This window comes from Larsenimonas rhizosphaerae (genome assembly GCF_023700005.1).
GTDB classification, from domain to species: domain Bacteria; phylum Pseudomonadota; class Gammaproteobacteria; order Pseudomonadales; family Halomonadaceae; genus Larsenimonas; species Larsenimonas rhizosphaerae.
Genome location: NZ_JAMLJK010000001.1, coordinates 1,631,737 through 1,657,141, shown reverse-complemented (window position 1 = coordinate 1,657,141; position 25,405 = coordinate 1,631,737). Strand labels below are relative to the sequence as shown.

Annotated in this window: 26 protein-coding genes; 8 read left to right on the top strand and 18 right to left on the bottom strand. The window is 55.3% G+C overall.

The window, feature by feature from the left end:
• Positions 1–16: 16 nt before the first annotated feature.
• From NAT21_RS07590 to NAT21_RS07550, 9 genes are all read right to left on the bottom strand, one after another.
• Entirely contained in the window at positions 17–736 is a 720-nt protein-coding gene (locus NAT21_RS07590) for a peptidoglycan DD-metalloendopeptidase family protein (RefSeq protein ID WP_250936882.1), read from the bottom strand.
• 83 nt (positions 737–819) lie between these two features.
• Positions 820–1,665 carry a 1-acylglycerol-3-phosphate O-acyltransferase, YihG family gene (gene yihG, locus NAT21_RS07585; protein WP_350355164.1) on the bottom strand — a complete coding sequence of 282 codons (846 nt, stop codon included), beginning with the start codon at positions 1,663–1,665 and terminating at the stop codon, positions 820–822.
• Between the two features lie 258 nt (positions 1,666–1,923).
• The gene (locus NAT21_RS07580) at positions 1,924–2,763 is read right to left on the bottom strand and encodes a fructosamine kinase family protein (protein ID WP_250936879.1); all 840 of its coding nucleotides are present in this window, start codon (positions 2,761–2,763) and stop codon (positions 1,924–1,926) included.
• Complete coding sequence (locus tag NAT21_RS07575) at positions 2,750–4,615, bottom strand: monovalent cation:proton antiporter-2 (CPA2) family protein (RefSeq protein WP_250936878.1); 1,866 nt, start codon at positions 4,613–4,615, stop codon at positions 2,750–2,752. The genes NAT21_RS07580 and NAT21_RS07575 overlap by 14 nt, the downstream gene beginning before the upstream one ends.
• A 70-nt stretch (positions 4,616–4,685) precedes the next feature.
• Positions 4,686–4,952, bottom strand: a complete 267-nt coding sequence (locus tag NAT21_RS07570; protein ID WP_250936877.1) for a GrxA family glutaredoxin — start codon at positions 4,950–4,952, stop codon at positions 4,686–4,688.
• Positions 4,953–5,071: 119 nt separating this feature from the next.
• Positions 5,072–5,896: an inositol monophosphatase family protein gene (locus NAT21_RS07565; RefSeq protein ID WP_250936876.1), complete on the bottom strand. Its 825-nt coding sequence runs from the start codon at positions 5,894–5,896 to the stop codon at positions 5,072–5,074.
• A gap of 35 nt (positions 5,897–5,931) precedes the next feature.
• Complete coding sequence (locus NAT21_RS07560; RefSeq protein ID WP_250936875.1) at positions 5,932–6,471, bottom strand: response regulator transcription factor; 540 nt, start codon at positions 6,469–6,471, stop codon at positions 5,932–5,934.
• A 32-nt stretch (positions 6,472–6,503) separates the two neighbouring features.
• A complete protein-coding gene (locus NAT21_RS07555) occupies positions 6,504–7,769 on the bottom strand; it encodes an ATP-binding protein (RefSeq protein ID WP_250936873.1) in 1,266 nt (421 codons plus the stop codon).
• Positions 7,770–7,977: 208 nt separating this feature from the next.
• The gene (locus NAT21_RS07550) at positions 7,978–8,127 is read right to left on the bottom strand and encodes a hypothetical protein (RefSeq protein ID WP_250936871.1); all 150 of its coding nucleotides are present in this window, start codon (positions 8,125–8,127) and stop codon (positions 7,978–7,980) included.
• A gap of 206 nt (positions 8,128–8,333) precedes the next feature.
• Here NAT21_RS07550 and NAT21_RS07545 point away from each other — a divergent pair, with 206 nt between their 5' ends.
• The 5 genes from NAT21_RS07545 (at position 8,334) to NAT21_RS07525 (ending at position 12,316) form a co-directional block, all read left to right on the top strand.
• Positions 8,334–8,990 (top strand): metallophosphoesterase, encoded by a 657-nt coding sequence (locus tag NAT21_RS07545; protein ID WP_250936866.1) that lies wholly within the window; start codon positions 8,334–8,336, stop codon positions 8,988–8,990.
• 86 nt (positions 8,991–9,076) lie between these two features.
• A complete protein-coding gene (locus NAT21_RS07540) occupies positions 9,077–9,274 on the top strand; it encodes a hypothetical protein (protein ID WP_250936865.1) in 198 nt (65 codons plus the stop codon).
• 133 nt (positions 9,275–9,407) lie between these two features.
• Positions 9,408–10,994, top strand: coding sequence for a peptide chain release factor 3 (locus NAT21_RS07535; RefSeq protein WP_250936864.1), 1,587 nt, complete (start codon positions 9,408–9,410; stop codon positions 10,992–10,994).
• Between the two features lie 72 nt (positions 10,995–11,066).
• Positions 11,067–11,549, top strand: coding sequence for a large conductance mechanosensitive channel protein MscL (gene mscL, locus NAT21_RS07530; RefSeq protein ID WP_250936863.1), 483 nt, complete (start codon positions 11,067–11,069; stop codon positions 11,547–11,549).
• 2 nt (positions 11,550–11,551) lie between these two features.
• The gene (locus tag NAT21_RS07525) at positions 11,552–12,316 is read left to right on the top strand and encodes a TatD family hydrolase (protein ID WP_284732668.1); all 765 of its coding nucleotides are present in this window, start codon (positions 11,552–11,554) and stop codon (positions 12,314–12,316) included.
• Positions 12,317–12,387: 71 nt separating this feature from the next.
• On the opposite strand, the gene NAT21_RS07520 is transcribed toward NAT21_RS07525, so the two are convergent.
• The 3 genes from NAT21_RS07520 to metH all read right to left on the bottom strand — a co-directional run bounded on the left by NAT21_RS07520 (position 12,388) and on the right by metH (position 18,436).
• Positions 12,388–12,885 (bottom strand): DUF934 domain-containing protein, encoded by a 498-nt coding sequence (locus NAT21_RS07520; protein ID WP_250936862.1) that lies wholly within the window; start codon positions 12,883–12,885, stop codon positions 12,388–12,390.
• Positions 12,878–14,530, bottom strand: a complete 1,653-nt coding sequence (locus NAT21_RS07515; RefSeq protein ID WP_250936860.1) for a nitrite/sulfite reductase — start codon at positions 14,528–14,530, stop codon at positions 12,878–12,880. Before NAT21_RS07515 ends, NAT21_RS07520 begins: the two co-directional genes overlap by 8 nt.
• 204 nt (positions 14,531–14,734) lie before the next feature.
• Positions 14,735–18,436 (bottom strand): methionine synthase, encoded by a 3,702-nt coding sequence (gene metH, locus NAT21_RS07510; protein WP_284732667.1) that lies wholly within the window; start codon positions 18,434–18,436, stop codon positions 14,735–14,737.
• Positions 18,437–18,620: 184 nt separating this feature from the next.
• Between metH and nfuA the strand changes: the two genes are divergently transcribed.
• On the top strand, positions 18,621–19,208 hold the full coding sequence (gene nfuA, locus NAT21_RS07505) for a Fe-S biogenesis protein NfuA (RefSeq protein ID WP_250936856.1): 588 nt from the start codon (positions 18,621–18,623) through the stop codon (positions 19,206–19,208).
• Between the two features lie 63 nt (positions 19,209–19,271).
• Here nfuA and NAT21_RS07500 read toward each other — a convergent pair whose 3' ends face one another.
• Entirely contained in the window at positions 19,272–20,234 is a 963-nt protein-coding gene (locus NAT21_RS07500) for a DNA-binding protein (RefSeq protein WP_250936854.1), read from the bottom strand.
• Between the two features lie 197 nt (positions 20,235–20,431).
• On the opposite strand from NAT21_RS07500, the gene NAT21_RS07495 reads away from it, so the two are divergent.
• Both NAT21_RS07495 and NAT21_RS07490 read left to right on the top strand, forming a co-directional pair.
• Positions 20,432–21,574 carry a tyrosine-type recombinase/integrase gene (locus NAT21_RS07495; RefSeq protein WP_250936844.1) on the top strand — a complete coding sequence of 381 codons (1,143 nt, stop codon included), beginning with the start codon at positions 20,432–20,434 and terminating at the stop codon, positions 21,572–21,574.
• 62 nt (positions 21,575–21,636) lie between these two features.
• A complete protein-coding gene (locus NAT21_RS07490) occupies positions 21,637–22,047 on the top strand; it encodes a SufE family protein (protein WP_250936842.1) in 411 nt (136 codons plus the stop codon).
• A gap of 6 nt (positions 22,048–22,053) precedes the next feature.
• Here the strand turns inward: NAT21_RS07490 and yidD are convergent, their stop codons facing one another.
• The 5 genes from yidD to NAT21_RS07465 are packed head-to-tail and all read right to left on the bottom strand — an operon-like array spanning position 22,054 to position 25,322.
• Positions 22,054–22,347, bottom strand: coding sequence for a membrane protein insertion efficiency factor YidD (gene yidD / locus NAT21_RS07485; protein ID WP_250936838.1), 294 nt, complete (start codon positions 22,345–22,347; stop codon positions 22,054–22,056).
• Positions 22,328–22,783 carry a phosphoribosyl-AMP cyclohydrolase gene (gene hisI, locus NAT21_RS07480; RefSeq protein WP_250936836.1) on the bottom strand — a complete coding sequence of 152 codons (456 nt, stop codon included), beginning with the start codon at positions 22,781–22,783 and terminating at the stop codon, positions 22,328–22,330. Before hisI ends, yidD begins: the two co-directional genes overlap by 20 nt.
• 3 nt (positions 22,784–22,786) lie before the next feature.
• Positions 22,787–23,623 carry a metal ABC transporter permease gene (locus tag NAT21_RS07475; protein WP_250936834.1) on the bottom strand — a complete coding sequence of 279 codons (837 nt, stop codon included), beginning with the start codon at positions 23,621–23,623 and terminating at the stop codon, positions 22,787–22,789.
• A 14-nt stretch (positions 23,624–23,637) separates the two neighbouring features.
• Positions 23,638–24,369 (bottom strand): metal ABC transporter ATP-binding protein, encoded by a 732-nt coding sequence (locus NAT21_RS07470; protein WP_250936831.1) that lies wholly within the window; start codon positions 24,367–24,369, stop codon positions 23,638–23,640.
• Complete coding sequence (locus NAT21_RS07465; RefSeq protein ID WP_250936829.1) at positions 24,366–25,322, bottom strand: metal ABC transporter solute-binding protein, Zn/Mn family; 957 nt, start codon at positions 25,320–25,322, stop codon at positions 24,366–24,368. Before NAT21_RS07465 ends, NAT21_RS07470 begins: the two co-directional genes overlap by 4 nt.
• Between the last annotated feature and the right edge of the window lie 83 nt (positions 25,323–25,405).

Here is a 25,405-nt window from a genome sequence, read left to right as displayed (position 1 = left end):
ATAATTGAATGACGTCTCACTTTAGCACGCGCCTTGGGTCGACCGGATGGCCCGCCTTTCTGATATCGAATAACAGGGCGTGTTGTGAGGCCTGCTCGCGCGGAGCAACACGGCAAACAGGTGTGCCGGGCATTACCTGTTGTCCTTCCCGAACGTCGGGCGTGCCGCAATAGGCAAACACTGTCTGCATGTTACTGGCGTGATGAATAATGACGACATTGCCCAACTGGCGCATATTGCCGGCAAACTTTACCACACCTGCGCTGACGGCGCGGGCCGTTCGATCATTTCCAGCCAGTAACATCATGGGTTGCAGCGTGCCTCTGGCATCTTCACCGAACTCGCGCGTCACTCGGCCGTCTCTCAATGGCCATGGCCAGTTGTGCGCACTGGCCGGAAGGGTAATGTTGCTGGGCCGTGATCTGGGAGCTGCGGCCACACGTGTAGAGGCAGAGACGGGGACACTGATCAGGCGGCCTACCTGCAGGGTTCTGGGGTTCACCTGACGGTTCGACTGACTTATTGCCGCGGCTGATGTGTTGAAGTGTGCTGCAATACGACCAAAGGTATCGCCCGGCCTTATCTGATAGCGGTAAGTGCCGCTTCCTGGTGCACGCTCCTGCCGTGACGGCATCATCAGCCGCTGTCCGACCTTCATGTCACGAGCATTGATCCCGGGGTTGAAGCGTTGCAGCCGCAATACCGGTATGCCATAGCGGTTGGCCAGGCGGTGCATGGTATCACCACGTTGTATGGTTACCCAGCCGCCGCTTCCCGACGAGGAGGATATTGATGCACACCCGCTCAACAGAGTGGCCATCAGGAAGAAGAAGAGGACAAGCGTTGATCCTTGTCGTGCCACAGAGTATTGACCCATGTATGAAACCGTTGTTTGCGTTCGACATCCGTCAGCCCGGCAGAATACATCCAGGGCTCGACGGGAAGTTGGTGAATGGTCAGCTTGATCAGACCACTGCGACCACACAGAAAATCCCAGAACCGGCTTGATCCCTGACTATAGTCCAGGGTGACATCCAGAATACCCGACAAGCGATCCCCCAGCATTGACAGTACAACACCAATACCTCCGGCCTTTGGTTTCAGCAGGTGGGTGAAGGGGCTGTGCTGTGCCGCTTTCTTTGCTGGCGTGAAGCGTGTGCCTTCCACGAAATTGTAAATGGCAACCGGAGTATGGCGAGCACGCTGGCACAGTCTGCGCGTTGCTGCCATGTCTCTGCGTGAGGCACTGACAGAACCCTTGCGATACATCAAGGGGAACTCTAGTGCCCACCAGGCCAGTCCAATAACCGGAATCCATATCAATTCGCGTTTGATGAAAAAGCGAGGCACGGGGATCTGGCGGCGCAGGGCCAGTTGAAGCAGCAGAATATCCGTCCAGCTCTGATGATTGGAAATAACCAGCCACCACTGGTGAGGAGACAGGTCATTCGGGCGTGTCAACGCTATGGAAGGACGCAGTACATGTCGAATCCAGAGATTATTGAGATCAATCCAGTAGCCCGCGATGCGATTCAGCCCCGCCAGACAGCGAATCTGCAGGCGCTCTGAGGGCACTAAAAGCTTGATTAATGCCAGAAAATAAAAGGGCAGCGCACACAGTAATGTATTGATCGCGAGATAGCACAGGCTGGCACAGCCTTTCATGAAATACATCCATCGCCCTCGGAAATTTGCCAGAAAAAGCCGAAACTTATCAGCGCATTGTGCATAGTGGCAGCTGTTAAAAGCAACCCGCAAGCCATGGCTGTAGATGGTGTTCAGCCGACCACTGCGCTGCCGTCCAGAGACATTGAAATCAGCGTAGCAACAGATTGGTAGACGTGAGGAGTTTCCATGGTTCAATTTATACCGTTATCTTTTTTGTTGAAAATAAATAAAGAAAAATTTTATAACGGAGCGAGATTAATTCATGACTTTTGAAAGCGCTCTACGCACACTTGCCAGGTAACCTTCACCAAACAAGTGGAGATGGTTGAGCAGTGGATATAGCTGAAAGAGAGCACATCGTTCAGGCCAGTACGATGGCTTGTTTCCATCCCAGTACGCTTCACTGAAGGCTTCAGCAGGACTCGCGAAAAGCTCAAACAAGGCAAGATCCATATCCGGGTAATGCCAGTATACTGCCGGATCAATCAATGCCGCGCCATCAGGCGTGTAAAGCACATTGCCATGCCAAAGATCCCCATGGACAAGGCAGGCAGGGCGATGTTCAAGCCATGTTGGCAAGTCGTCATAAAGCTGGGCAAGGTCAAGCATGTCCAGCTCGGAGAGGTAGCCCTGATGATGACAGCGTGATGCAAGAGGCTTTAGCCGGCGTTCGATCAAAAAGTCCCGGCCATCCAGTGTCAGTGTGTTGTCCTGAGGTGTTGGTCCAGCATAGGTTGTGCGATGAAATCCATGCTGCTGCTGGCGTGTACCCGCATGAAGGTGACGAAGTTCCTCTCCAAGAAACGCTGCTCCGAAAGGCCCTGATGGCTTCTGTGTGATGAAATTCATCACCAGAGCATCATCCATGTGCGCAAGACAGCAGGGAACGGTCAGGCGAGTACCCGCCTGACGAAGCGCTTCAAGGCCGATCGCTTCCGCCCGAAGAACAGAGGGTAAGCCAAACTTGACGACAATCCGCCCCTGCCGCGTTTCTACCTGATAAACCTCGCTGACATCTCCGCCCTGTAGAGGAGTCAATGTGGACATGAGCTGAATATCATGGGCCTCAAAGACCGGATGGTCACTTCTCATCATGAGACATCTCTTGAGTGGTTTCCTGAGGTATATCCGTGGTCGTCCTTTCTTCCTGGGGGCGTTTCCTTTCACGGCGCTCCTTGCGCTCTTCATCAGCTTTCTGACCCTTTTGAAACAGGGCATAAAGTTCGTTCATCGCAACGCGGTCGCTCTCAAGCAGGGCGTCGTTATCATTCCTGTGGCGATAGGAGGATCTGAAAAGCTCGTTATCGAAATCCCTGAAGGTACGCACCGCTTCAGCAGCGTTGGCGCTGGGAAACCCGAGACCACGCAGAATATCGCCGCTCATTTCCATGCTGGCACCGAATGTTTCGCGTACCAGATGGGTTACCCCAAGCTCCATCAATTGCCAGGCGTGATGACGATTGCGTGCTCGTGCATAAATCTCGAGATGAGGAAAATGTTGTTTGGCCATGCGCGCGATGTCGAGCGTTGCCTGAGGGTCATCAACAGCGATAACCAGTACCTTCGCCTGCTCGGCACCAGCCGAGCGGAGCAAATCATGCCGCGAAGCATCTGCGTAATAGATGCGCGAGCCGAACTTGCGGATGAATTCGACCTGCTTGATGTTCGGGTCCAGCGCCGTGAAATTGATCCCCTGAAGCTTGAGAATACGGGCAATCATTTGCCCCACACGCCCCAGACCTGCAATCAGTACAGGAGGCGTTTCATCATTGTCTGCTGTATCAAAGGAACGTTTGGGGGCAAGTGAATGCCCCCAGCGCAGGGCAAGCCGATAAAGAAAGGGAGTCAATGCCATGGAGATGGTTACAGCGGCAATGCACAGGCTGGCTACGCGCTGGCTGAATACGCCGGCACTGACTCCGGCAGTCAATAGCACAAAATCAAACTCTCCTCCCTGGGAAAGTATCGCTGCCAGCGGTGGTATTTCGGCTCGGGGAAGGCGAGTCAACCAGCCAATGGTGGCCAGAATGGCGGTTTTGATAAGCAGCAGTAGTACGGTAATGGCAAGCACCAACAGGATATTTTCGCCGACCAGTACCAGGTTGATGGACATTCCTACGCCAATGAAGAATAGCCCCAGCAAAATACCCTTGAAGGGTTCGATATTCGCTTCCAGCTCATGACGGTAGACGGTATCAGCCAGCAATACACCTGCCAGAAAGGCCCCGAGCGCCATCGACAGGCCGGCCCATTCCATCAGCAGAGCCATGGCAAGCACCATGAACAGGGCCGCGGCCGTGAACACCTCATGCAGTTCACTTCGTGCGACCAGGCGTAGCACTCGCGGAAAAATAAAGCGTCCGACCAGAATGGCGGCAATGACGGTACCGGCACTGCGTAACACGCCAATGGCGAGTTCGCTGGAACTGGCCAGGGCACCGCCCGCAAAGAGTGGCAGCACCGCCAGCAACGGGATGACGGCCAGATCCTGGAAGAGCAGCATGGAAAAGGCAGACTGACCGTGCGCGGTGGTCAGGTGCTTGTTCTCGTTGAGTACCTGCAAGGCAAACGCGGTAGAGGAGAGCGCCAGTATAAATCCGAGCAGTAATGATGACCCCAGTTCCAGTTGCAGCAGCCAGCCAATGCTGGCCAGGAGCAGCCCACTGATGACCATCTGGGCGCTACCCAGTCCCATGAGTCGAAGGCGCATTCGCCACAGGCGCTTGGGCTCAAGTTCAAGACCGATGACAAAGAGCAGCATCACTACGCCGAATTCGGCAAAGTGCAGCACTGCCTCGGGTTCGGAAAATACCTTGAGAAGGGAAGGGCCGAATAGAATACCTACAAACAGGTAGCCCAGAATAGAACCAAGTCCCAGTCGCTGAAATACAGGGACAGCAATAATGGCAGCGCCAAGCAGCAGGGCAGCTTCAAGAAGAAAAGGCATCGACGGTTCCTCGTGTACGATGCCCTTATGCTAGAACGTGACGACGGTTCGTCGCCAGTTCATTGATGGATCAGGATGTTGCGAGAAGGGCGTTTTCCTGCACATAGGCGTTGAATTCGGTGAAACCACCGATATGCGCTTCATCAACAAAGATCTGTGGCACGGTATTTACCGGTTTACCAATCGTTTTCTCCATGTCGGCCTTGGTGATGCCTTCTGCATGAATATCGATATAACGGTAAGTAAAATCACTGCGCGTGCTGGCAAGTTCATCAGCCAGGTCCTTGGCACGAACGCAGAAAGGGCAGCCGGGGCGGCCAAAGATAACAGTAAACATTCCAACTCCTGCAGGACATCGACCCGCAATGGGGTGTCATTGATTTTGAAAACGAGGATGACTGAATCCGTAGCGAAGCACTAATGAATTCAGTCAACATCGATTATTGACCAAGTATATCAGAGCTCGTAATCAAAGATATTGCGGTCTGCCTTTTCCAGCAGGGAGGCCAGCTCGCTGTATATGGCAGGCGCTGAGGTCACCAGGTTTTCGCCATACAACTCTTTCGGTATACCTTCCGGACACGGATAAAGATGACCGGTACGTGCACCGGCCTCTCGTGCAATCAATAATCCGGCCGCGAAATCCCAGGGGGAAGTGCTTTCATAATAGGCGTCCAGTCGTCCACAGGCGACGTCACACAGATCCAGTGCCGCCGATCCGTTACGGCGCACATCACGGCAATTTTCCAGCACCGCCCGCAATCGGCGCAGTAACGGAAGCCGGGCATCCCTGTCATAGGGAAAGCCTGTGCCGACCAGTGCCTCGGCAATGTGCTTGCATTCCCTGGGGGCGATGGCCTCGTTATTGCACCAGGCGCCTTCGTCCCGTATTGCGGTAAAGGTCTCGCCCAGAAACGGCGCGTGTACCACACCGATTTGAACCTTGCCCTTTTCGGCCCACGCAATCGAAACGGCGACATGGCGTTGGCCATGGGCAAAATTGACGGTGCCGTCGATGGGGTCAATGATCCAGAGGGCGCGGCTGTCGGTAATTGCATCCTTGTCGGGCATCAATTCCTCGGACAGGCGTGCTTCATCACCAAAGTATTGATCCAGAGCGCCACTGATATAGGTATCAACGGCAACATCGACATCAGTTACCAGTTCCGACCCATCCTTGTAGCGCTGCCCAAAATTACTGTTCTGTCGCGCCTCGATAATGCGGCGGCCCGCTTCCTCGGCAATTTCCACAGCCTTGTTCAATCGATCTTTCAGCAACATGAGTGCTCGCCTTAAGCCAGAAGTGTCGGGGCAGTTTACCGGCGAACCGGACGTTTTTGCAGTTTACGCTGCAGTGTGCGCCGGTGCATGCCGAGGCTGCGGGCCGTCGCGGAAATATTGCCGTCGTTTTCCTGCAGCACCTTCTGGATGTGTTCCCAGGTCAGTCGATTGATCGAGGGCGGATTGTCGGCAATTTCCGTGTCCGGGTCTCCCATGTCAGCCCGCCCAAGTGCGGTTAGAACGTCATCGGCATCGACTGGTTTGCACAGATAATTGTGAGCCCCGAGTTTGGTAGCCTCTACCGCGGTCGCAATGCTTGAGTAGCCGGTAAGGATAATGACCTTGCAGGATGGATTGATGGTCAGGATTTCGGGAAGAAGCTGCAGGCCCGAGCTGTGTTCAAGCTTCAGGTCAAGGGTGGCATATACCGGCGGCGTCACCGTTGCCAGTGCGATGGCCTCATCGTGATCGGCAGCGGTCATGACGCGATAGCCCCGCCGGGTCATTGCACGTGCCATGACCTGTCTGAACAGGTCATCATCATCGACGATCAAAAAGGGAATATTGTCAGCCATTGCCGAAACGTCTCCTGTAGTTCGATAAGTGCTTATAGACTGCTGTTGACGCGTGGCAGCACCACTTCGGTCAACGTACCGCCATCTTCATGGTTGTAAAGAGTGACGCTGCCGCCGAATCGGTTGATGGTGGCGTGCGTTAGAAACAGCCCTATGCCCATTCCCTTGCTTTTGGTAGATACAAAGGTTTGTCCGAGCTGATCGGCAATCTCCATCGGTACGCCCTCGCCGTGATCACGTATATCAATGGTAACTTGTGTATTGTCCCAGTCCAGCTGGATATCAATGCTGGACGGATTGGCATCAGCGGCATTGTTCAGCAGGTTCAGTAGCGCCTGCTGAAGAGTATCGTCCGTCGGAATGATGGCGTGGCGCTTACCACTACATTCAAACTGGTGGGTAACATCGGGACGGATTACCAGCCACTTCTGGATGACATTTTCCAGATACTGACGTGCATCCATGTTGTCAGGAGGGCCTGAGCGTCGCCGTTCAGCGGTGGCCACCAGTGAGCGAAGATGGCTTTTACATTGTTCTACCTGACCCTGTAACAGGGCAATGTCGTTGCGCAGCAGGTCATCATCTGCATCTTCCTTCATTTCACCCAGCAAAATCGCCATGGTCGCCAGCGGTGTGCCCAGTTCATGTGCCGTGCCGGCGGCCTGGCTGGCCACCGCCAGAATCTGTTCATTGCGAAGAGCGGCTTCACGGGTATGTGACAGTGTCATGTCCCGATACCTCAGAGCGCGCGCCATCTTGAATACAAAATAGGTGATCAGGCTGGCACACAGAATGAAATTCAGCCACATCCCCAGAACATGAAGGCTGATACTTGAACCGGCAATATAGCGTGATAGCTCGGGGATCGGCTGGTAAAACCACATGAGCCCGCTATAGGCAGAAAAGCAGCATCCCGTGGTGAGCAGGGCATAGCGCCAGGGAAGGGTCGCAGCCGCGATGGTGACAGGAACAAGATAATAGGTGATGACCGGGTTATTTGATCCACCCGTAAAGTAGAAAATCACGGTTAGACCGAGAATGTCGATCAATAGATGGGCCAGACATTCGCCGGCGGTGACTGAGCGAGGCCAGCCAAGCCGCCACCAGGTCGCCACGTTGAATAGTCCCATCACGGCAATCGTGACAAAAATAGGCACCAGATAAAGCTGAAAATTCAGTATCTCGATGCCGAAGATAATAGCGACCAGAAAGCCCGTCCATGTAATACCTCGGGCCACGGTAAGAAGGATCAGATTACGGCTGGGCGTTGAAAGGGCCAGCGGTTGGTTGGACATCATGAGCTCCATCGCCCGGACGAGATAATTCGTGGAGTCTTATGGTAGCGCATTGTGCTGCGACAACTTGATGCTGCGGCATTTTGCGTCAGATACCATTTTTGTAGTTTGACTACATAATGGAGCGCCAGACGCATGAAAAATGGAAGGAATGCTTGTGTATGGAAGGGTTGTATCCAAAAAAAAGCCGGCGGGTGCCGGCTCTTCGTGATCAGTGTGACATCAGATGGTGCTGCTGTTCGGTTCGGGGCGCAGTGCGATGAGCTTCTGGTGCGAAGGATGAGGTTTCATGCGCTTCCTGGCGGCGACGAGCCTGCATTTTCTGCTCTTCCTTCAGCATGATGTTGTGTCCACCCGTCATGTGCATCTCTCCTTTCCCGTTGATTCTGACTTTATTGTATACCAAGGTATTTGCTTTTGAAATAAAACTACAAGATTTTCTCAAAAAATGGCTTCAGCATGTAAAACGACTACGGCTGGAAGAGCAAATACTTGAGGCGGGGTGCCTGATGTACTGGACTGCTTTAAGATTGTTACCCCATATACACTGCACAGGAACCTGGTGCCATGATCGAGCGTATGGCCTTGAATACGGAAGGAAAGGATTATGTCGTGGGGGATTTGCATGGTGAATATGATCGATTGATGTCGGCGCTCGAGGCGCTGGAATTCAATACGGTCGTGGATCGTCTGTTTGCCGTGGGTGACCTTATTGACCGTGGTCCGTCCTCGATGCAGTGCCTGGCCTTGATGGATAATCCCTGGTTTTTCTCGGTACGTGGCAATCATGAGGCCATGGCCGTAAATGCACTGAAGGGCCGCATGTGGAACAACTGGCAGGAAAATGGCGGTCGCTGGGTTTTGAAGGAAAATCCGCCGGATGTCAGTCGTGTACTGAATCAGGCGTGGCAGGCCATGCCACTGGCCTATGAGATCGAGGTATCCGGAGGACGTCGGGTTGGTATCGTTCATGCCAATCCGCCAGCTCGCTGGTCAGAACTTGATGACATGACCGAAGAGGTGGAAACCCGCCTGTTATGGTCGCGCCGACGCCACAAGACCGGCGATACCACGCCGGTTGAGGGCATCGATGCAGTCATCGTGGGTCATACGGTGGTGGGGTCGCCGATGATGCTTGGCAATGTGCGTTATATCGATACCGGTGCCTATCATACGCGCCGTCTCACCGTTGAGCCGCTGGATCAGGTGCTGGCGTGCCTTTGAATGAGTGAGAATTGATTAAAGTACATGCGGTGGTCCGCCGTTAACCTGATATTGAGTCCTTTTTACTCTGCACCGGGAGTATCCGCATGTACCGTGTTCGTTGTGCATTTCAGCCGTCGACCTATGCCAAGCCGAAGGTCATTCAAATGAAGCTGATCCCGAAGGTGGGTGAGTGGATGCTGCTGGATAATCAGGAGCTGGAAGTGCAGCGGATTATCCATACGCCACAGGACACTGATATCGAAGTCCAGCTCCAGCTCAAGGTCAACCTCAACACCATCTGACCACCTCCTTTCCCTGCCCTGATTGTTTGTCGCGGCGTGATCAGCGAAAATACCCGTCAACCTAGTACTGACCACTTCCCACCGGTGCAGCTTGCTGTACCGGTGACATGCTTATCAGGATTGAATCAAGTCGATGTCAACTACTGCTGTTGCGCAGGAAGCCGCCAAGCGTCGCACCTTTGCGATAATTTCCCACCCCGACGCGGGTAAAACCACGATTACCGAAAAGCTGCTGCTGTTCGGAAATGCCATTCAGGTCGCCGGAGCAGTCAAGAGCAAGCGTGACGCACGTCACACCACTTCCGACTGGATGAAGATGGAGCAGGAGCGCGGCATTTCCGTCACAACCTCCGTCATGCAGTTCCCTTATCAGGGACGTATGGTCAACCTGCTGGATACGCCAGGGCACGAGGATTTTTCCGAGGATACCTATCGCACACTGACGGCCGTGGACTCGGCGCTGATGGTGGTCGATGGTGCCAAGGGGGTAGAGGACCGTACCATCAAGCTGATGGAGGTCTGTCGTCTGCGAACCACGCCGATTCTGACCTTCGTCAATAAAATGGACCGTGACATCCGAGATCCAATTGAGGTGATGGATGACATCGAGACCACGCTGAATATAGCCTGTGCTCCCATTACCTGGCCGATAGGCATGGGTAAGCAGTTCCGTGGGGTCTATCACCTTCTAAACGATACGGTGCATCTGTACACGCAGGGGCAGGGGAAGCGTATTCCTGATGATCGGTTCATTCAGGGCCTTGATAACCCCGAGGTTGATCGAGAGCTGGGCGATTATGTCGCTGAAGAGCTGCGGGAGCAGATCGAGCTGGTCAAGGGAGCATCCCATGAGTTTGATCATGCCGCTTACCTGCGCGGTGAACTGACACCTGTCTATTTCGGTACAGCCATGGGGAATTTCGGCGTACGTGAAATGCTTGACGGATTTGTTGAATATGCGCCGCCACCCCAGTCGCGGGAAACAAATGTTCGTGAAGTCGAGTCGGATGACGAGCGCTTTACCGGCTTTGTCTTCAAGATCCAGGCCAACATGGACCCCAAGCACCGTGACCGGGTAGCCTTCCTGCGTGTGTGTTCGGGCAAATACGAAAAAAACATGAAAATGCGTCATGTGCGCATCAAAAAGGACGTCAAGATTGCCGATGCGTTGACTTTCATGGCGTCGGACCGTTCACATGTAGAAGAAGCATGGCCGGGAGATATCATCGGGCTGCATAACCACGGCACCATTCAGATCGGCGATACCTTCACCTTCAGTGAGGACATGCGTTTTACCGGCATTCCTCATTTTGCTCCCGAGCTGTTCAAGCGTGTGCGCTTGAAGGATCCGCTCAAGATGAAGCAGCTTCAAAAGGGCCTTCAACAGCTTTCCGAAGAAGGGGCGACACAGGTATTCATGCCGCTCAATAACAATGACCTCATTGTCGGGGCCGTGGGAACGCTGCAGTTTGATGTGGTCGCACATCGACTCAAGGATGAGTACAAGGTTGAATGCATTTATGAAGGCATCAACGTGCAGACAGCGCGCTGGGTCTATGGCGATGATCGCAAGCTCGAGGAATTCCGTAACAAGGCGGGTGAAAATCTGGCGCTGGATGGCGGGGGGTGTCTGACATATCTTGCGCCTACGCGCGTTAATCTTCAGCTCACCCAGGAGCGCTGGCCTGACGTTCGTTTTCTGGCAACGCGCGAACACTGACACCTGCCGGCAGGTGCAGTATTTCCGATATCACCATGGGGCTGCCTCGGGCAGCCCGTCAGGGAGCGTCACGTGAAAGGATTTCTTGAGGAGTTCCGGACCTTTGCCGTCAAGGGTAACGTAGTCGACATGGCCATCGGCATCGTGGTGGGAAGTGCCTTTACCGCGATTGTCAGCAGTGTGGTCAAGGATCTTTTTTCACCCTTGATCGGGTTGATTACCGGTGGAATGAATTTTTCCAACCTCTTTGTCGTATTGAAATCCGGCGCCACCCCTGAGCCGTATCTCACCCTTGAGCAGGCTCAGCAGGCAGGTGCCGTCACGCTCAATTACGGCAATTTCATCAATTCAACCATTTCCTTCATTATTATTGCCTTTGTGGCGTTTATCATCGTGCGGGCTGTCAATCGCCTTCGGACGCTGCACGACACGCCAGCCCCCGTGGCTGAGAAGGTGCCTGCTACCAAAAGCTGTCCTTATTGCCTGACACAGCTGCCGCTGGCCGCGTCTCGCTGCCCGGCCTGCACTTCTCATCTGGACGCTGAGACGCCCTGATCATGATCGATGCGCATTGCCATCTTTCCCTGTCGGCGTTTGATGTCGATCTTGAGGAGGTCAAGGCGCGTGCCCGGTGTGCCGGTATCATGCATATGATTGATGCCGGCACTACAGCGGATCGGTTCAAGCGTCAATGCACGCTGGCTGCGGATGCATCGATAAGTATCTGTCATGGGCTTCACCCCTGGTTTCTTGATGTGCACCGGATCGACACTGATGCCGGCCATAATGACCTTGACTGTCTGGAGCGCATGCTGGGCAGCGGGCAGGCCGTTGCAGTAGGTGAATGTGGTCTGGATCGACGAATGGGGCGACTGGATGAACAGTGGTCGCTGCTTAATGCGCAGCTCAGGCTGGCCAAGACCCATGATCTGCCGGTGGTGCTGCACTGTGTTGGCATGAACGACGAGCTGAGCAAGCGACTCCGCGAGATGGATCTCCCGCGACGGGGGCTGATACATGCCTTCAGTGGTAGCTGGCAGCAGGCAAGGCGGTTGCTGGATCTGGGGTACCTGCTGGGTGTGGGGGGCGCAATGACCCATCCCGGTGCGCATCGATTACACCGAGTAGTAGCGGCTCTTCCTGACGATGGTTTTGTGCTGGAAACAGACTCCCCTGACATGCAGCCGGCAGGGATTACCGGGCGCAACGAGCCATCACATATCGTTCAGACATGCCGTAAAGCCGCTGAACTGCGTCATGTTTCGGCGGACACGCTCTCCCGATATACCGCTGATAATACAACACGCCTGTTCAGGCTTTGAGTCAGGATAATAAAAAGAGCCACCCATGGAGGATGGCTCTTTCGTGGTGACACAGACCTTCAATGGCCATGCTACGCGTTGAGCTGACGCTCGCGCAGACGCCGTTCAAACAGGGCTTCATGCTGATCCGTGCCAGTCTGGTAATGCACCGTAAAGCTTTCAAATGCCCGCATTGCATCCTGCGGGTCCTGATCTTCACGGAGGTCAAAGCTGTCGAAGCCACAGCGGCGCATGTAATAAAGCTGATCCACCAGCACATCACCGATTGCGCAGATCTCGTCGGTGTAGCCTGCTCGCTCGCGCAAAAGCCGTGCCAGCGTATAGCCCCGGCCGTCAGTGAAGGCCGGGAAATCAATGGCGATCAGATGTGTCGTCTTCAACGCGTCAAGCAGTCTGGTGTCCATGACGGTATCACTGGGCAGCCAGGGAGCCAGTTCTGATCGATCATCGGCGGCCTGCCACAGGGCCAGTGGTACAATGGCAGGGCGCGCATCAGGCAGCTGCTCTTCATCGCGGCTGAGTGTCCACTCATCATGGTGCACACCATCAAGGCGAATAATATTACGCATAGACATACTCCTTGAAGGGCTTGATGCCCAGACGGCGATAGGTTTCAACGAATCGCTCGTCTTCATGGCGTTCACGCACGTATACCTGCAGGACCTTTTCGATCACCGAGGGTACATCTTCGCGGAAAAAGGAAGGGCCGAGAATCTTGCCAATGGAAGCATCATCAAGACTGGAGCCGCCCAGAGAGACCTGGTAATACTCTTCGCCCTTCTTGTCGACGCCCAGAATCCCGATGTTACCTACGTGGTGATGCCCGCAGGCATTCATGCAGCCGGAGATATTCAGATCCAGCGGGCCAAGATCGTAGACAAAATCGAGGTCATCGAATTTGGCCTGGATGGCCTGTGCGATGGGAATCGATTTGGCATTGGCCAGCGAGCAGAAATCGCCCCCGGGACAGCAGATGATGTCGGTCAGGGTGCCGATGGTCGGGCTGGCCATGTCATGTGCATCCAGAGCCTTCCAGAGTGACTCGAGCTCATCGACAGGTACATCGGACAGCACCATGTTCTGCTCATGGGTGATGCGCAGCTCGCCAAACCCGTATCGATCGGCAAGATCAGCCACTACATCCATCTTGTCGGCCGTAATATCGCCTGGAGCATGGGTCTTGTGCTTGAGCGACAGAGTGACTGCACAGTAACCAGGCACCTTGTGGCCGGTTACGTTGTTGGTCACGAAGCGGCCGAAGGCCTTGTTGTCCCTGCGCAGCTGCTCAAAGGCATCAATGCCGGCCTGATCGACCGGATGGCGCTCGGGATCGGGGAAAAAGCTGCGTGCATGATCGATGGCTTCCTGAGTAATGGTCTGACTGCCGTTCTCGAGGTAAGCCCATTCTTCATCCACACGGCGACGGAACTCGTCGATGCCCAGTGCCTTGACCAGAATCTTGATGCGCGCCTTGAACTTGTTGTCGCGGCGCCCGAACTGGTTATAGACCCGTACGATGGCTTCGATGTAGGTCAGGATGTGCTGCCACGGCAAGTCTTCGCGAATAACGGTGCCTACCGTCGGTGTACGGCCAAGGCCGCCGCCGACCATCATGCAGGCCCTGACATCACCATCTTCGGCATGCCACAGGCGGATGCCGATATCGTGGACCTGGACGGCAGCTCGATCATGGGTAGCACCGGTTACCGCAATCTTGAACTTGCGGGGCAGGTAGGCAAATTCCGGGTGCAGGGTAGACCACTGACGAATCAGCTCACACCACGCCCGTGGATCCTCTACTTCATCCTGAGCGATGCCAGCAAACTGATCCGTGGTGGTGTTGCGCACACAGTTGCCGCTGGTCTGAATGGCGTGCATCTGTACGGCAGCCAGCTCAGCCAGAATATCCGGCACATCCTCGATCTTCGGCCAGTTGATCTGTACGTTCTGACGCGTGGACAGGTGGCCATAGGCCCGATCGTACCGGCGGGTAATGTCGGCGATGGTGCGCAACTGATGGGAAGACAACATGCCATAAGGGACTGCAATGCGCAGCATGGGCGCATGACGCTGGATGTACAGGCCGTTTTGCAGGCGCAGGGGGCGAAACTCCTCTTCGCCGAGCCGGCCTTCCAGAAAGCGTGTCATCTGGTCACGGAACTGCGCCACTCGTTCTTCGACGAGGGTCTGATCATAAGTGTCGTAGCGATACATCGTAAAATGATGTCCTGCTGTTGGGCCACCTGCCAGGTGCAGGCAGCATGAATAAGACACGATGGCCGGGGATCAGGCCCCGGCAGACTGTCGTTATCCTGACAGGATACACGTCTTTACTTCCGGGAGAAGTGGCAGGTCGACCACTCTGCATAAAAAGCCATATCGGTAAAACGGATACCGCTGGCCAAACCTGCCGCGCTGTCAGTTTTCCGGGTCGTAGGACAGTACCGGCGAAAGCCAGCGCTCAATCTCGGGCATTGCCATGTTCTTTCGTTCAGCCAGGGCCTCGACCTGATCGCGGCCGATCTTGCCTGTCGAAAAATAACGCGACTGCGGATGAGAGAAATACCAGCCGGAGACGGCTGCAGCCGGCCACATGGCAAAGTTCTCGGTAAGTATCATTCCGGTACGTTCCGGTGCTTCAAGCAGGGAGAACAGCGCGGCCTTTTCGGTATGATCCGGACAGGCAGGGTATCCCGGAGCCGGGCGGATGCCCTGGTATTTCTCGCCAATCAGGGCCTGGTTGTCCAGGTCCTCGTCCGGCACATACCCCCAGAATTCCTTGCGCACTCGCTCGTGAAGTCGCTCGGCGAAGGCTTCCGCCAGTCGGTCTGCCAGGGCCTTGACCATAATGGCACTGTAATCATCGCCGGCTTCCTCGTACTGTCTGGCCAGTTCGTCAGCCCCATGGCCGGTCGTGACTGCAAATCCGCCAAGCCAGTCCTCACGGCCGGTGGCTTTCGGGGCCACAAAGTCGGCCAGGCTATAGCAGAGGCCGTCGCGGCTTTTACTGCTTTGTTGACGAATGTGGTGCAGGCGTTCGTGAACGGTAGTGCGACTTTCATCGGTATACAGCTCGATGACGTCATCATCAACGGAGTTGGCAGGCCAGAATCCGATCACTCCGCGCGCCTCAAGGTGTTTTTCATCGATGAGTTTTGCCAGCATGACCTGTGCATCGGCAAAGAGGCTTCTGGCCGCCTCTCCGACAATTTCATCGTCGAGGATCTTCGGGTACTTGCCCACCAATTGCCAGCTCATGAAAAATGGCGTCCAGTCGATCTTTTCAACCAGCTCATCAAGGTCGTAATCCTCGAAGGTCATCAGCCCCTGAAACGTCGGTCTGGGCGGGGTGTACCGGTGCCAGTCAAGCGCAGCACGGCGCTCGCGGGCCTGCTCATAGCTGATGTCGGAGCCCTTGGGCCGGCGCTTGCTGTTTCGCTCACGAACCTTGACGTACTCATCACGAATCTCCTGCACATAAGGCCCCTTGAGCTGGGGCGAAAGCAGGCGACTGGCTACGCCTACTGCGCGGGAGGCATCGCTGACATAGATGACGGGCTCACTGAAGTTGGGTTCGATCTTGACGGCAGTGTGGGCCTTCGAGGTGGTGGCCCCCCCGATCAGAAGCGGCAACTTCAATCCCTGACGCTCCATTTCCTTTGCAACGTGCACCATTTCATCCAGTGAGGGAGTGATCAGTCCTGACAGCCCGATAATATCCGCATTGTGTTCGCGGGCGGCAGCGAGAATCCTTTCGCAGGGCACCATGACCCCCAGGTCAATCACCTCGTAGTTGTTGCACTGGAGCACCACACCCACGATATTCTTGCCAATGTCATGTACATCGCCCTTGACCGTGGCCATGATGATTCGGCCCTTGGTCTCGTTGGCGCCGCTCTTTTCGGCTTCGATAAACGGAATCAGGTAAGCGACGGCCTGTTTCATGACTCGCGCTGACTTCACGACCTGAGGCAGGAACATCTTGCCGTCACCGAACAGGTCGCCTACCACGTTCATCCCGTTCATCAGGGGGCCTTCGATTACTTCGATCGGCCGTGTCGCGCGCTGGCGTGCCAGCTCGGTATCTTCCTCGATGAATGCCGTTACGCCCTTGACCAACGCGTGCTCGATGCGCTTCTCTACATCCCAGCCACGCCATTCGAGATCTTCCTTTTTGGGGCCGCTGGAGCCATCACCCCGGTATTTTTCAGCGATATCCAGCAGGCGTTCGGTGCCATCTTCGCGGCGGTTGAGGACAACATCCTCGACCGCGTCACGCAGTTCCGAGGGCAGGTCATCATAGACGGCCAGCTGACCGGCGTTGACGATCCCCATGGTCAATCCTGCCTTGATGGCATGATACAGAAAGACCGAATGGATGGCCTCGCGCACCGGATTGTTGCCACGAAACGAGAAGGAAACGTTCGACACTCCGCCCGAAATCATGGCGTGGGGAAGGTGGTCGGTAATCCACTGGCAGGATTCGATGAAATCCACGGCATAGTTATTGTGTTCTTCGATGCCCGTGGCGATGGCAAAGATGTTGGGGTCAAAGATAATGTCTTCGGCCGGAAAGCCGATATCGTCCACCAGCAACCGGTAGGCCCGCTGGCAGATTTCGGTCTTGCGGGCAAAGGTGTCTGCCTGACCCTGTTCATCAAAGGCCATTACGATAATGGCCGCTCCGTAGCGGCGACATTTGGTGGCCTGCTCCCGGAACTGGGCTTCGCCTTCCTTGAGAGAAATCGAATTGACAACGGCCTTGCCCTGAACACATTTCAGGCCGGCTTCGATAATGTCCCACTTGGACGAGTCGATCATGATCGGAACCCGGCAGATGTCGGGCTCGGAAGCGATCAGGTTCAAAAAGCGAACCATCGCTTCTTCCGATTCCAGCATGCCTTCATCCATGTTGATATCGATGATCTGCGCGCCGTTTTCGACCTGCTCGAGCGCTACTTCAAGTGCCGTAGTGTACTCTTCTTCCTTGATCAGCCGCTTGAAGCGGGCTGAACCGGTAACGTTGGTGCGTTCCCCGACGTTGACAAACAGGCTGTCCCGGGAAATGGTAAATGGCTCCAGACCGGCAAGCCGGCAGGCTGGCGAAATGCTGGGTACGACACGGGGAGCCAGGCCCTCCATGGCCTCGGCAAGCCGCCGAATATGCTCAGGTGTCGTGCCACAGCAGCCGCCAATGATATTGATCAGGCCGCGCTCACCGAATGACTTGACGATTTCAGCCATCTCTTCCGGTGTCTGATCGTACTCGCCAAACTCGTTTGGCAGCCCCGCATTCGGGTGAGCGCTGACAAAGGTGTCGGCGCGGTTCGACAGCTCTTCCAGGTACGGTCGCAGATCCTCGGCCCCCAGCGCACAGTTCAATCCGACAGAAATCGGATTGGCGTGGCGTACCGAGTTCCAGAACGCTTCCGTGGTCTGACCGGAGAGGGTGCGTCCGGAGGCATCGGTAATGGTGCCGGAAATCATGATCGGCAAGCGTCGGCCGAGCTGCTCGAACAACACTTCCAGTGCGTAGATTGCTGCCTTGGCGTTCAAGGTATCGAAAATGGTTTCGATCAGCAGAAGATCCGAGCCACCTTCAATCAGGGCTTCCGCCGCTTCAAGATAGTTCTCGACCAGTTCGTCAAAGGTAATATTGCGTTTGGCGGGATCATTGACGTCCGGAGACAGTGACGCGGTTCGGCTGGTTGGCCCAAGAACGCCGGCCACGTAGCGAGGGCGTCCGGTTTCTGCGGCGACTTCATCGCAGACTTCTCGCGCCAGCCGGGCGGCCTCAAGGTTCAATTCACGGGTCAGGGATTCAAGTGCGTAATCGGATTGTGACAGGCGCGTACTGTTAAAGGTGTTGGTTTCAATGATATCGGCGCCGGCTTCAAGGTACAGACGATGGAGGTATTTGATATCGTCGCGACGAGTCAGGGTCAGAAGGTCATTATTACCCTGAAGATCCGTTGACCAGTCAGCAAGGCGCTCGCCGCGAAAGTCCGATTCTTCGAAGCCATAACCTTGAATCATGGTACCCATGCCGCCATCCAGTATAAGGATGCGGTTCTTGAGCGCGTGAGTCAGTTCTTCGCAATGAGGCGTGCTGGTCTTCAACGGTCGAGCTCCGGAAATGGTTATATTGTTGCTGGTTCAGGGGCCAGCCAGCGGCTGCTCAAAATAGCAGAAAACGCCGAATGCGGCGCGAGCGATTACTTGATCAAATTACTCGGGAATTGTGTCGTTCATCGATATTGACGTACCATAAGGCCAATTTCTGTACAGAATCCAGAGGATTATCATGAGTGACAGCATCGAAATTACCGATAGCGCACAGGAATACCTTGCCGAGCTGCTGTCCAAGCAGGATGTAGGTGGCATGGGCGTGCGCGTTTTCATTACCCAGCCGGGGACGCCCTACGCTGAAACCTGTCTGGCCTATTGCCGCCCGGGAGAAGAAGAGCCTACGGATATTCGCCTCGAGCTCGATAAGATCACGGCTTTCATTGAAAAGCACAGCGAGGCATTCCTTGCTGAAGCAGTTGTTGATTTCAACAAGGACCGAATGGGCGGTCAGCTGACCATCAAGGCGCCCAATGCCAAGATGCCCAAGGTCAATGAAGACAGCCCAATGGAAGACCGTATCAATTACATTCTTTACAGCGAAATCAATCCAGGCCTGGCTGCACATGGCGGAGAGGTCAAGCTGATCCAGCTGACCGAGGATAATGTTGCCATTCTGCAGTTCGGCGGTGGGTGTCAGGGTTGCGCCGCCGTCGACGTCACGCTGAAACAGGGCGTTGAGCGCACCATCATTGAGCGTATTCCTGAAATTCAGGCAGTGCGTGATGTGACTGACCACTCTGACACGACCAATGCCTATTATTGAGCCATGGTTGCACCTCGGTGCATTACGTGAAAAAGGCGCCTGTTGGCGCCTTTTTTGCGAGCATCAGATATAAGGGGGCAGTGTGGTGCGTGACAGGCGTTCCTGCAGTACACGCAGCTCGGTCTTCAGCCGGGCATTGTCGCGTTCACGCTCTTCCAGTTGCCGATTGGCGCGCTGTTCCCGCTCGGTCGATTCGCGCAGATTCTGTTGGGCCTGCTGCATTTTCCATTCGGCTTCACGCAGCTTGCGCTCGCTGTCCTGCACCATCTGGCGCTGGCCTTCAAACTGCTGGTTCAGGCGATCGATCCGCTCTTCGAGCTGCTCGATCTTGCGGCGTGCCTGCTTGTCGCTGTCGCTCTTTTCCTGACGTGCACTGTCCAGCAGTTGCATCAGCCGGTGCTCGGCAGCCTCATGTCGGCTCTCCTCCTGCGCCAGCTGCTTTCGGCGCTGGTCTTCAAGTGTTTCGATGACGGTTTGATGCTCGCTTTCGAGGCGCTGACGCTCGTCGCTGAGCGCTTCAATCTGCTCATCTCGCATCGATAAGCGGGTCTCAAGCTCATCACTGTGTTTTTTAAGCATCGTGAATTCGCTGTCACGATGCGCCAGAGAGGCTGTCTTTTCTTCCAGCCGGGCCTGCATGTGGTCGAATCGTTCCCCCAGAGCTGCCAAACGCTGTTCGGCGTCTTCCGTGGCGCGGCGCGCCTGCTGCGACACATTGTTGGCTTCCTCGACTCTCTCATCGGCCTGCTGGCGATAAAGCGATAATGTGTCGTTGGCTTCTTCCTGTGCCTGTTGCCACAGTCCGGCCAGCGATTCCTGCAATCGTTCCGGGATGGACTGTGGCAGAGGCTGGTCGCGATTTTCCTCGCGGCGTGCCCGCCATTCCCTCAAATGATCGCTGATGGTCGTAAAACTGCCTGTACCAAGCTCTTCGCGAATGCGCTGTACCCCTGGGGATTCCCCGCGCTGAAGAAGGCTCTCTATTGCCCGCTGTACATCCTCATAGCGTATGCCTGTGCGTGCCATGATGCTGCTCCTGTTCCCTGCCGCGCCTTTCCGGCGCGTTTCTATCCCCAGCATAGCCTGGAAACGAGTGAGTAAAAAGCTTTTTACGTATTACGTATTACGTAAAATACACTACACACATGATCGTAAATTCAAGATTACGCGTCTTATCTTGAATTGTTATACTGTCCTTTCATTACAGGTGTCAGAGGCATCCGATGGATATTGTGCTTGCCCCCCTCGCGACAGATATAACGTGCGCCCCGTCAACGGCGGTCGGGCAGGGAGGTGCGCTTATAGAAGCTCGTAGTGATCGAGAGGCCATTACTCGCTGGCTGATTGAGTATCGACACAGTCCGGCCACGTTCAGGCATTACCGCAAGGAGGCTGAACGCTTTGTGCTATGGCTTGAGTTTCGCGGTCTGTCTCTTGACGCCCTGCGCCGACACCATCTGGATGAGTTCGAACAGTTTCTGACGAACCCACTGCCGTCTTCTCACTGGACAGGGCCTACACGACCACGCCATCACCCTCAGTGGCGTCCGTTCAGAAGTGGGCTGGCACCGGCCAGCCGCCGCCAGAGTCTGGTGATTCTGCAGGGGTTGTGCGGATGGTTGAAGGAAGCAGGGTGGGTGACTCACAACCCCTTTGCCTTGATGCGCGACCGGCGCCGTCGGCTGGATAATGCCGCACCACCCGTGATTGAACGGTATTTTGAGCGTGAATGGTGGTGCGCCATGTGGAAGCTGCTCGATTCCCCTGTAGAGGATGCACCGGAGCGCTCACGCTTTCTCATCGCTCGCCGCCGTTTCCTGTTCGGGTTTGCCTATCTGATGGCGCCGCGAATAGCCGAAATCAGTCAAGCCAGGATGAATGATTTTCGCCTCGAGGAAGGGCAGTGGTGGTGGCATGTCGTTGGCAAGGGCAACAAGGTAGCTCGCTTGCCGGTACCGGACGACATGATGACCCTGCTGAGGGAGTGGCGTGCCGAGCTGGGGCTTTCCGACATGCCGCCACCCCATGACGACTCACCGGTACTTCGCGCCCTCGACAGGCGACGAGGTGTCACCGACAATCAGCTGTACCGGGTGTTCAAGGATGGGTTTTCAATGCTCTCTGATGCGCTGATAGCCCGAAACTGGTCACAGGATCATCCCTTGATTGAACAGTTGCGCCGGGCTACGCCGCACTGGCTTCGCCATACGTCGCTGACGCATCAGGCGCAGTCAGGGATTGAGCTACGCTATCTGGCCATGAATGCCCGTCATGCCCGACTTGAAACCACGGCACGCTACCTGCATGCCGAAAATGATGAATGGCAGCGCCAGCAGGCTCGCCATCGATTAAGCCGTATTGAATAACAAGAACGATCCTTTGATCGCACAAGGCCACGATACCAATGTCCAGCAACCAAGGAGAAATCATGAACACCGAGCATGCCCAGCAGGAACTCGTTGATGAATTCAGCATGTTTGATAACTGGATGGACCGTTACCAGTATCTGATTGATATGGGAAAGCTTCTCCCGGAATTTCCAGAGCACCTCAAAACCAGTGAGACACGCATCGAGGGCTGCCAGTCCAACGTGTGGATTCATGATCGGCTTGAAGACGGCGTGCTGTATTTTGATGCGGCTTCGGACGCCGCCATTGTTTCGGGACTGATCGCAGTATTGATGCGCATCTACAATGGGCGCACCCCTCAGGAGATTTCTGCAACATCACCGGCATTCATGGAGGAGCTGGGGCTCGACAAGCATTTATCGCCAACTCGCAGCAACGGCCTGCATGCCATGTTGAATCACATTTATCACACGGCAAAAAACGCCGGCTGAACGAAATCAATGTGACGTGTTGTGCTCGTCAGGTGGGCAGTGGCGGCAGGGCGGCACGGGATCAACGCCACCCTGATGAAAGGGGTGGCATTTACCGAGGCGTTTGATCGCGAGCCAGCCGCCTCGCCAGGGCCCATGACGGCTGATGGCTTCCAGTGCATAGCTTGAGCAGGTTGGCCAGAAGCGACACCGCGGGCCCAGAAGCGGACTGATGACATATTGATAGGCCCGTATCCCTGCCTTGAGAAAGGAAGCCGCCCACCGGGTAATTACGCTGCCTTCAGGAGGAAGGGGCGCCATACAACATCTCCGGGTCCATATCGGGTGCCGAGGCAATTGTTGCCCCTTCGCTGTCCAGTTGATGATAGAAACAGCTTTTTCGCCCTGTGTGACAGGCTGGGCCCTGCTGGTCGACGATCAGCAACAGGGTGTCACCGTCGCAATCAAGATAGGCTTCCTTCAACCACTGCACCTGACCTGATGATTCTCCCTTGCGCCAGAAACGCTGCCGTGAGCGGGACCAGTAGCATACGCGCATTTTTTCCAGGGTTTCCTGCAGGGCGGTCCGGTTCATCCAGGCCATCATGAGCACGTCCTTCGTATCATGCTGCTGGGCAATGGCGGGGATCAGACCATCTTCATTCCATGGAATGGCGTCCAGCAGATCCTCCAGCGCCGTACGTGTTCGAGGGGCTGCTTTTTCAAGACGCTTGAACAGCGTTAACGAAGAGGGCATGACTTATCCTTGGCGGTAGGGCTTCAAAAGATGCTGCACACTGATCGAGACAAAATAACCAAGCCCGGCGACCAGTACAATAGTGGCACCTGAAGGTAAATCGGCCACCCATGATATGGCCATTCCCACCACAATAAACAGCATGCCGGCCAGTGAAGCGATCAGCATCATGGCGCTGATCGAGCGCACATGGTGCCCCGCCAGAGCAGCAGGCAGCGTAAGCAGGGCGATGACCATGATCAAGCCGATGGCCTGAAGCAATACAACGACCGATACAGCGACCAGACACAGTAGAAGAATATACAGTGTGCGAGCGGGCACACCACGCAGGCTGGCAAACTCTTCATCGAAAATCACGGCCGTCAGGGAGCGATGCACCAGAAGCAATACCAGTACCAGTCCTGCCACAATTGCGGAAAGCACGGAGGCCAGGCCAGGAGGTGTCAGCAGTAGATTGCCGAACAGATAGCTGGTCAGGTTGGTGCTGTAACCGGGCGTCTGGCTGATGAACAGCACACCGACGGACATTCCGACAGCCCACAGGGCATTGATGACCGTATCTTCTTCCCTGGGGCTGTAAAGACTGATCACCCCGATAATCACTGCGGCAACTAGCGCACAGATGAAGGCGCCGACAATGGGTGACCCGCCCAGAAAATAGGCGATGCCCATGCCGGCCAGCACCGTATGGGCAATACCGCCTCCCAGATAGCCGATGCGCTTCACCACCACGTATGGACCGATCAATCCGCCGGCCAGAGCCGCCAGCAGCCCGACCAGCAACGCCTGACGCAAGAAGGGTTCAGTAAGGGCTGCGTGGAAGAAATCTTGAAAGGCCAAGGGTATATCCTGCGTCAGTGAGCATGGTGATGGTGCACCATTTGCACCTGTTCGCCGTAAAGCTGGTTAATGGTATCAGCGGTGACAGCCGCGGTGGGATGCATGACCAGTGACTGGTTCAGGCAGGCTACTCTGTCCACGTAGTCACTTATAAATCCAAGATCATGGGAAATCACCATGACGGTCATGTTTTTTTTCAGCGTGCTGAATAATTCAAACAATGAGGTTTCGCCGTGTCGGTCCACACTGGCAGTGGGCTCGTCCAGCAGCAGGATTTCAGGATTGGCAACCAGTGCTCGCGCAATCAGTACGCGTTGCATCTGGCCGCCGGACAGCGCCTCGATATGACGAGAACGCAGATGGGTAATTTCAAGCAGGTCAAGAATGTCGGTAATGGCATGGCGATCGCTGCGCTTCCAGAAACCCCACATATTACCCTGGCCCAAACGGCCCATCAGCACGACATCTTCCACCGAAATCGGGAAAGACCGCGCAAAACGGGCAAACTGGGGTACATAGCCCAGTCTGCGCGCTGCGCGGCGAGGTGTTGTATCCAGCACGGATATCCGGCCTTCCTGAGGGGGCAATAGTCCCAGAATCAAGCGCAATAGCGTGCTTTTCCCACCACCGTTGGGGCCTATCAGCCCCATGAATTCCCGGTGGCGGACACTTAATGAGACATCATCAAGTACCCGCTGACTACCATAGGAAAAGGATATATTGTCAAGCTGTATGGCATCGGTCATGACGAACTGTCTGTTGCCTTTTCAAAGCCGGCGACCAGCGCATCGGCAATACGGTGAAGATTGGCAGGATAGTCTTCCGCCAGCGGATCAATGGACACTACATTGCCATCAAGTGACTCCGCCAGGCGGCGTGCTGTGGCCTGAGAAAACTGTTTCTGCACAAAAATCGTGTGAATCCCGTTTTTCCTCGCAGTGGTCATCAGGTCATGCAGGGCACGCGGCGTAGGCTCGCGACCGTTAAGCTCGATCGGGTGCTGATTCAGGTGATAATGATCGGCAAAGTATCCCCATGCAGGGTGGTACACCATGAAACTACGCCCCTTGTAAGGCATGAGCTGCCGGGTAATCTGCTGATCTGTCTGCTTGATCTCGTCGACCAGTGCGGACTCACGCTGGCGAATGGCGCCAGCCTGGTCGGGCAGGGCATTAACGAGGGCATCGGCAGCATTATGCGCCATGATGATCATGTTATTCGGGTCAAGCCAGATATGTGGATCCGGTGCGCCGGCTTCATGATGATGGCCGGATGCTGCTTCATGTCCATGATGATGGTCATCGTGCGCATGATGATCATTGTGTGCTTCGCCGTCATGGTGAGAGGGCTCATCATGAGATTCTATGCTTCGGTGCGCGACGTTCTTGTCCATGCTGACAATGTTCATGTCAGGGGCGCGCTCGGCAAACCGGTCAAGCCAGGCAGCCTCAAAGGGGACGCCGATTGAAAAATAAAGGCGGGAATGGGAAAGACTGGATAATTGCCTTGGGCTGGGTGAAAAATCTTCCGGTTCCTGCCCGGGCAGCACCATGGTCTGCACGTCGACGCTGTCCTGACCCAGCTGCTTGATCAGCCATTGCTGGGGAATGATGCTGACAGACACCGATAGCGGAGCGGCCATTGCCGTCAATGGTGATAGGGTCAAAAGGGCAGTAGCAACCAGTGCGGGGAAGCGCATGTGAAAAACTCTCCAACGGATAACGGGGTAGCGAGCGCATGCACGACAGCACATGAGCGGGATTTTGTTACGTTATAACATTT